Below are 6,255 nucleotides of genomic sequence, written 5' to 3' on the forward strand. Positions count from 1 at the left end.
ATAGTTCGGACCGTACCTGTGGCCATAGCCGGAACCTCAACCGCGCAATTGGGACGAGCCGTTTGCATTGGGTCTTGCCTGATCGTACGCGCGGACAGGGCAGACAGTTTGCAGAACCACGGTTGCCCGACGGTTGACACGGTTGATCATCGGCAACAAGATCCGGCAAACGGAGCACGTCGTCCGCGGCACACCTGGACCCGCATTGGTCGGGACGGACGTCTCTTTTCAAGGGTGGGTTGATGTCCGGAACTGACACGGCGCGCAGCCGACGGGCGAAGGCCTAGCGGGTGGCGCAACGCGCTGAGGGAGAGTCGGCTGACGGGCGGCTCTCCCTCGAACAACTCACCATCGCGATTGGGCATGGCGACATCGACACCGTGCTGCTCGCGGTGACGGACATGCAGGGCCGGCTGCAGGGCAAACGCCTGCACGCCAGGCACTTTCTCGATGACACCGTTGCCAATGCGTCCGAGGGCTGCAACTACCTGCTGGCGGTTGACGTCGACATGAACACCGTCGAGGGCTACGCCATGGCGTCGTGGTCCAAGGGTTACGGAGACTTCGTCTTCCGGCCCGATTTCGACACGCTCCGGATGGTGCCGTGGCAGCCGGGTACGGCGATGGTGACGTGCGACCTCGAGTGGGAGGACGGCACGCCGGTCGTGGCCTCCCCGCGGCAGATCCTCAAGAAGCAGTTGGCCCGCCTGGCCGAACGCGGGTTGGTTGCGCAGTGCGGCACCGAGCTCGAGTTCATCGTCTTCCAGGACACCTACGAGGACGCCTGGCGCAAGGGTTACCGGGATCTGCAACCCGCCAACCAGTACAACGTCGACTACTCGTTGCTCGGCACGGCGCGCGTCGAGCCCCTGTTGCGCCGGATCCGCAACGATATGCAGGCGGCCGGGCTGCGCTGCGAATCGGCCAAGGGCGAGTGCAACTTCGGCCAGCACGAGATCGCCTTCCGCTACGACGAGGCACTGCGCACGGCCGACAACCACTCGGTGTACAAGAACGGTGCCAAGGAGATCGCCGCGCAGGAGGGCTGCAGCCTCACCTTCATGAGCAAGTTCGACGCGCGCGAGGGCAACAGCTGCCACATCCACCTCAGTGTCAGGGGCGCGGACGACGCGCCGGTGATGGCGGACGGGAAGGGTTTCTCGCCACTGTTCGACTCGTGGCTGGCCGGACAGCTCGCCTGCCTGCGCGAGCTGAGCCTGTTCGTCGCCCCCAACATCAACAGCTACAAGCGCTTCGTCGAGGGCAGCTTCGCGCCGACCGCCGTGGCGTGGGGCCTCGACAACCGCACCTGCGCGCTGCGCGTGGTCGGGCACGGCCAGGGACTGCGCGTCGAGAACCGGGTGCCCGGCGGCGACGTGAACCAGTACCTCGCGACCGCCGCGCTCATCGCCGGCGGCCTCTACGGCATCGAGAACGAACTCGAACTGGAACCGATCTTCGAGGGAAACGCCTACGGTTCGGATGCGCCCCGCGTTCCCACGACTCTCCGCGACGCGGCAGAACTGTTCGGCGCCTCGTCGATCGCGGCCGAGGCGTTCGGCCCCGAGGTCGTGGCGCACTACCTCAACAACGCCCGCGTGGAACAGCTGGCCTACGACGCGGCCGTCACCGACTGGGAGAGGACGCGCGGCTTTGAACGCTTCTGAGAACACTGCCGGTCGAGGAGGAGCGCCAGCGACGTTTCGCGACCCGGGTTTCGATACGGTCGCTGAGCGACCTACTCAACCGGCACCCAGGCCGGTCATCGGCCTCACCACCTACCTCGAGCGGGCGCAGTCGGGGGTGTGGGACGTGCAGGCCGCGTTCCTGCCCCAGGTCTACTTCGACGCGGTCACGAAGGCCGGCGGCATCGCCGTGCTGCTGCCGCCCCAGCCCGTAGACCCCGCCATCGCCGACCGGGTGCTCGACGGTCTCGACGGGCTCATCATCACCGGCGGCAAAGACGTCGACCCGGCGCGTTACGGCCAGCAGCCGCACACGACGACCGACGTGCCCCGACCCGAGCGCGACGCCTGGGAGGACGCGCTGCTGACCGGCGCGATCGACCGCGAGATCCCGTTCCTCGGCATCTGCCGCGGCCTGCAGCTGCTGAACGTCTCGCTGGGCGGCACGCTGCACCAGCACCTCCCCGACGTGATCGGATCGACCAGGTACAACGCCGGCTACGGACGTTTCAGCGAGAACGAGGTCGAGGTGCACGCGGGCACGCTCGCGGGCGATCTGCTCGACGAGGCCGCCACGCTGCCGGTGCACTCCTACCACCATCAGGCGGTCGACGAACTGGCCGACGGGCTGGTCGTCAGCGCGCGCAGCGACGATGGGACGATCCAGGCGGTCGAGGTGCAGTCGGTACCGTTCGGTCTGGCCGTGCAGTGGCATCCGGAAGAGAACGCCGACGACCTGCGTCTGTTCGCCGGGCTGGTCGAGGCGGCGAGGGAATATCGCCTGAGGAGCAACAGATGAGCCAGGTTTCGATACGGCCGCAGGCGGCCTACTCAACCAGCATCGAACTGGTCAACCCCGCCGACGAGACCGTCATCCGCTCCGTGGCGCACACGACGCTCGCCGAGGTCGACGACGCGATCCTGCACGCCGTGTCTGCCCAGAAGGCGTGGGCGGCGCTTCCTCCGGCCGAACGTGCGGCGGGGATCCGCCGCTTCGCCCTCGCCGTCGAGGGTGCGACCGAAGAACTCGCACTTCTGGAAGTGATGAATTCGGGTCATCCGATCTCCCAGGCCCGGTGGGAAGCCGGCCACGTGCGCGACGTGCTGAACTACTACGCGGCCGCGCCCGAGCGCATGATCGGCAAGACCATTCCCGTCGCGGGCGGCATCGACGTGACGTTCCTCGAGCCGCTCGGCGTCGTCGGCATCATCGTGCCGTGGAACTTCCCGATGACGATCGCGGCGTGGGGGTTCGCCCCGGCGCTCGCCGCGGGCAACGCCGTCGTGCTGAAGCCCGCCGAGTGGACGCCGCTCACCGCGATCCGCCTCGCCGAACTCGCGCTCGAAGCGGGACTGCCCGAGGGACTATTCCAGACCCTGCCGGGCCAAGGCTCCGTGGTGGGCGACCGCTTCGTCACCAACGAGAACGTGCGGAAGGTCGTGTTTACCGGATCCACCGCGACCGGCAAGAAGGTGATGGCCGGATGCGCCCACCAGGTGAAGGCGGTCACCCTGGAGCTGGGCGGCAAGAGCGCCAATGTGGTGTTTGCCGACTCCGACCTCGAGAAGGCCGCGGCGACGGCGCCCTACGCCGTGTTCGAGAACGCCGGGCAGGACTGCTGTGCGCGCAGCCGCATCCTCGTCGAACGCAGCGTCTTCGACCGGTTCATGGAGCTGCTCGAGCCCGCCGTGCAGGGAGTCAGGGTCGGCGACCTGCACGACGAGTCGACCGAGATGGGACCCCTCGTCGCGCGGGCGCACTTCGACAAGGTGTCGTCGTACGTGCCCGACGACCGGCAGGTCGCCTTCCGTGGCAGCGCGCCGTCGGGACCCGGCTTCTGGTTCCCGCCGACCGTTCTGCTGCCCGAGTCGCGCACCGACCGGGTGGTCACCGACGAGATCTTCGGCCCGGTCGTCAGCGTGCTGCCGTTCGACGACGAGGCCGACGCGATCGACCTCGCCAACGACAGCGTCTACGGCCTCAGCGGGTCGATCTGGACCCGCGACATCGGGCGCGCCCTGCGGGTGTCGCGCGGCATCGAGAGCGGCAACCTCTCGGTGAACTCGCATTCCTCGGTGCGCTACTCCACACCCTTCGGCGGGTTCAAGCAGAGCGGCCTCGGCCGTGAGCTCGGGCCGGACGCCGCGACCGCCTTCACCGAGACCAAGAACGTCTTCATCAGCACCGACTAGCCACATCGCTGGTCGAGTAGGCCGCCCGCGGCCGTATCGAGACCCCGGTTTCGATACGCGGCAGGCTGCTACTCACCCAGCAAGAACAGGAGCAGCAATGGCGATAGCCAAGATCGACCTCACCCAGCGACTCGCGGGCAAGGTGGCCGTGATCACCGGGGGAGCATCCGGAATCGGCCTCGCCACAGCGCGCCGCTTCGCCGCGGAGGGCGCGACCGTCGTCATCGGCGATTTCAACGCCGAGACGGGGGAGGCGGCGGCGGCAGAGGTCGGCGGCCTGTTCGTGCGGGTCGACGTGACCGACCAGGCCCAGGTCGACAACCTGTTCGACACCGCGGCCGCCACCTACGGCTCGGTCGACATCGCGTTCAACAACGCCGGCATCTCGCCGCCCGACGACGACTCGATCGAGACCACCGAGCTGCCGGCCTGGGAGCGCGTGCAAGACGTCAACCTCAAGAGCGTCTACCTCTGCTCACGCGCCGCGCTACGCCACATGGTCGCGCAGCAGCGCGGGTCGATCATCAACACGGCGTCGTTCGTGGCGGTGATGGGGTCGGCGACGAGCCAGATCTCGTACACGGCGTCGAAGGGCGGCGTGCTCGCGATGACCAAAGAGCTGGGCGTGCAGTTCGCGCGGCAGGGCATCCGGGTCAACGCGCTCTGCCCCGGGCCGGTGAACACCCCGCTGCTGCAGGAGCTGTTCGCGAAAGACCAGGAGCGCGCCCAACGCCGCCTCGTGCACATCCCGGTCGGCCGGTTCGCCGAGGCCGAGGAACTCGCCGCGGCGGTCGCCTTCCTCGCCAGCGACGACGCGAGCTTCATCACCGCGTCGACGTTCATGGTCGACGGCGGGATCAGCTCCGCCTATGTGACACCCTTATAAAAATGGCGGATGACACGGAAGCGGCAACCCCGACGCACACAGTGCCGGGTTCCGTTTCGACGACGCCGGCGGCCAGCCTGCCCGCGCCTGCCAGCCTGGCCGACGACATCGTGTTCCGCCCGGTGCGCAACGGCAACGCGTTCGAGGACACCGTCGCGCGACTGCTGCAGGCCGTGCGGCTCGGCATCGTCGAACCCGGGGGAGCCCTGCCTCCCGAACGCGATCTCGCCGTGCGGTTCTCCGTGAGCCGCGACACGGTGCGCGACGCCATCCGCTCGCTGTCCGACGCCGGATACCTGGTCGCCCGGCGCGGCCGGTACGGCGGCACCTTCGTGAGCGACCGGCTGCCGGCCGAGGCGACGGGTGAGCCGGCGACCGCGGTGCCGACGGTGGCCGAGATCGACGACGTGCTCGGGCTGCGCGAGATCCTGGAGGTGGGCGCCGCCCGCGCCGCCGCCGGGCGCAGCCTCTCCGCAGACGACCGGGACGAGCTGTGGCAGCGGCTGGCCGAGACCTCCGAGTCATCCGCCCTCGACTACCGACGTCTCGATTCGCGACTGCACCTGGCCATCGGACAGCTCGTCGGAACGCCCACTCTCGTCTCGCTGATGGCCGACAATCGCACGAGGGTCAACGAGCTGCTCGACCACATACCGCTGCTGCCGATCAACATCGCGCACTCGAACCGGCAGCACGAGGCGATCGTGGCGGCGATCCTGACCGGAAACCGCGACGGGGCCGCCCAGGCGATGAGCGAGCACCTCGAAGGATCGGCCGTACTGCTGCGCGGCTTCCTCGCCTGAGCGGGGCGGTGGGTCCGGTCAGATGACCGGAGGCTGCGAGGTCTTCTTGACCGGCGGCTTCTTGGTCGCCGGGGGAGTGATCGGCGGGGTCGCCTTCAGCGCTGCCTTGGGGGCGGCGTCGGCGGGCGGCACCGCCGGCAGCACGGTCGTCGTTGCGGTGTCGGATGCGTCAGCGGGCGGCGCGGCCGGCGCGGGTGCAGACGCGGCCGGCGCGGGAGCCGCAGCGGGTGCGGGAGCCGGCGCCGGCGCGGCAGCGGCTGCAGCGACCGGCGCGTTCGCCGGCGCCGTGGGCTTCGCCGGGGAGTTCTTCTCGATGTAGAGCTGGGCCGCCTTCGTGCCGTAGATCAGGAAGCGCACCACGAAGAAGATGATCGCCACGGTGACGGCGATGCTGAGCAGCGCGAAGATGCCGTAGAGCACGGCTCCGAGCACGTGGGAGAAACCGGAATAGCCCCAGCCGAAATCGCGCATGTTCTAGTCCTCGAGTTCGTTTGAGTCGTTGGCCTGGTCGATGACCGTTCCCACGGCGATGGCGAGGGTCGCGGCCCAGCTGATCCACATCAGGATGAGGCGCCAGTCGCGCGGCCCCTTGCGTGTGGTCTGCAGCACGCCGACAGCACCGAAGATTGCGCTGATGATCGAGCCGTTGAAGATGAACTTGCGCATGTGAGTGTCTCCTTGTTCGGTA

The 6,255-nt window shown here is 68.5% G+C and carries 7 protein-coding genes; 5 read left to right on the plus strand and 2 right to left on the minus strand.

What is annotated here, in order from left to right:
* Positions 1-290 precede the first annotated feature (290 nt).
* From ACLQ6X_RS03590 to ACLQ6X_RS03610, 5 genes are all read left to right on the plus strand, one after another.
* On the plus strand, positions 291-1,667 hold the full coding sequence (locus ACLQ6X_RS03590; RefSeq protein ID WP_411698801.1) for a glutamine synthetase family protein: 1,377 nt from the start codon (positions 291-293) through the stop codon (positions 1,665-1,667).
* 97 nt (positions 1,668-1,764) lie between these two features.
* The gene (locus ACLQ6X_RS03595; RefSeq protein WP_411698807.1) at positions 1,765-2,484 is read left to right on the plus strand and encodes a gamma-glutamyl-gamma-aminobutyrate hydrolase family protein; all 720 of its coding nucleotides are present in this window, start codon (positions 1,765-1,767) and stop codon (positions 2,482-2,484) included.
* Entirely contained in the window at positions 2,481-3,878 is a 1,398-nt protein-coding gene (locus ACLQ6X_RS03600; protein WP_411698802.1) for an aldehyde dehydrogenase family protein, read from the plus strand. Before ACLQ6X_RS03595 ends, ACLQ6X_RS03600 begins: the two co-directional genes overlap by 4 nt.
* 97 nt (positions 3,879-3,975) lie before the next feature.
* Entirely contained in the window at positions 3,976-4,764 is a 789-nt protein-coding gene (locus ACLQ6X_RS03605; protein ID WP_411698803.1) for a 3-oxoacyl-ACP reductase, read from the plus strand.
* Between the two features lie 2 nt (positions 4,765-4,766).
* Entirely contained in the window at positions 4,767-5,567 is an 801-nt protein-coding gene (locus tag ACLQ6X_RS03610) for a FadR/GntR family transcriptional regulator (RefSeq protein ID WP_411698804.1), read from the plus strand.
* Between the two features lie 18 nt (positions 5,568-5,585).
* Here ACLQ6X_RS03610 and ACLQ6X_RS03615 read toward each other — a convergent pair whose 3' ends face one another.
* Both ACLQ6X_RS03615 and ACLQ6X_RS03620 read right to left on the minus strand, forming a co-directional pair.
* Positions 5,586-6,038, minus strand: coding sequence for a hypothetical protein (locus tag ACLQ6X_RS03615; RefSeq protein WP_411698805.1), 453 nt, complete (start codon positions 6,036-6,038; stop codon positions 5,586-5,588).
* A gap of 3 nt (positions 6,039-6,041) precedes the next feature.
* Positions 6,042-6,255 (minus strand): hypothetical protein (locus ACLQ6X_RS03620; protein WP_411698806.1); only part of this gene is annotated, 214 nt, incomplete at its 5' end.

The sequence above is a fragment of the Conyzicola sp. genome (genome assembly GCF_046714715.1).
Classification (GTDB): Bacteria; Actinomycetota; Actinomycetes; order Actinomycetales; family Microbacteriaceae; genus Conyzicola.

Excerpts from the sequence above, each read along its gene's own strand:
- ACLQ6X_RS03605 (WP_411698803.1), top strand. The coding sequence starts at position 3,976 with ATGGCGATAGCCAAGATCGACCTCACCCAGCGACTCGCGGGCAAGGTG.
- ACLQ6X_RS03600 (WP_411698802.1), top strand. The coding sequence starts at position 2,481 with ATGAGCCAGGTTTCGATACGGCCGCAGGCGGCCTACTCAACCAGCATC.
- ACLQ6X_RS03615 (WP_411698805.1), bottom strand. The coding sequence starts at position 6,038 with ATGCGCGATTTCGGCTGGGGCTATTCCGGTTTCTCCCACGTGCTCGGA.
- ACLQ6X_RS03610 (WP_411698804.1), top strand. The coding sequence starts at position 4,767 with ATGGCGGATGACACGGAAGCGGCAACCCCGACGCACACAGTGCCGGGT.